2 protein-coding genes are annotated in these 749 nt (G+C 71.3%); one reads left to right on the top strand and one right to left on the bottom strand.

Annotated elements, in window-relative coordinates; translation table 11 throughout:
• On the bottom strand, positions 1–194 hold a 194-nt coding region (locus tag KBX39_RS32380), incomplete at its 3' end, for a carboxymuconolactone decarboxylase family protein (protein WP_210874234.1).
• Positions 195–361: 167 nt separating this feature from the next.
• Between KBX39_RS32380 and KBX39_RS32385 the strand changes: the two genes are divergently transcribed.
• Positions 362–749: sigma factor (locus KBX39_RS32385; protein ID WP_282102510.1), on the top strand; the 388-nt coding region annotated here is incomplete at its 3' end.

Below are 749 nucleotides of genomic sequence, written 5' to 3' on the forward strand. Positions count from 1 at the left end.
CCCCCGGCCACCGCCTCCTTGGTGTGCATGTCGATGCACCAGCCGCAGCCGTTGATCTGGCTGGCCCGCAGCGACACCAGCTCCTGGACGGTGCGCGGCAACGTCGACTGGTGGATCGCCAGGCCCGCGCCGGCGAAACGCTTCATGAACGCCGCCGAGACCGGGTTCTCGAACAGGTTGAATCGGGTCTGCATGGGTTGCGCCCTCTCTGCTTCGGTGGTGTCGGACGAACACGAGATGCCGGGGACCGCTCCGGCGTGACGGCGCCGGCGGGTGAGGACCACCACAGCGACCCGATGTCACACGGCGGTCGCGGGCGGCGTCTGGTGGGGAGCGCAGCCGGACAGCGGAGGAGCCAGTCATGGCGGACCAGGCCACCGAGGACTTCCTCGCGCACCGCAACCTGCTCTTCACCGTCGCGTACGAGATGCTCGGCTCGGCCGCCGACGCGGAGGACGTGGTGCAGGAGACCTGGCTGCGCTGGGCCGGCGTCGACCTCGGCGAGGTGCGGGACCGGCGCGCCTACCTGGTGCGGATCACCACCCGCCAGGCGCTGACCCGGCTGCGCACGCTCGGGCGGCGCAAGGAGTCGTACGTCGGGTCGTGGCTGCCCGAGCCGCTGCTCACCGCGCCCGACGTGGCGGACGACGTGGCGTTGGCCGAGAGCGTGTCGATGGCGATGCTGCTGGTGCTGGAGACGCTGACGCCGACCGAGCGGGCCGTGTTCGTGCTGCGTGAGGTGTTCGACG

It is taken from the genome of Micromonospora sp. D75, from assembly GCF_018070405.1.
Lineage (GTDB): Bacteria > Actinomycetota > Actinomycetes > Mycobacteriales > Micromonosporaceae > Micromonospora > Micromonospora chalcea.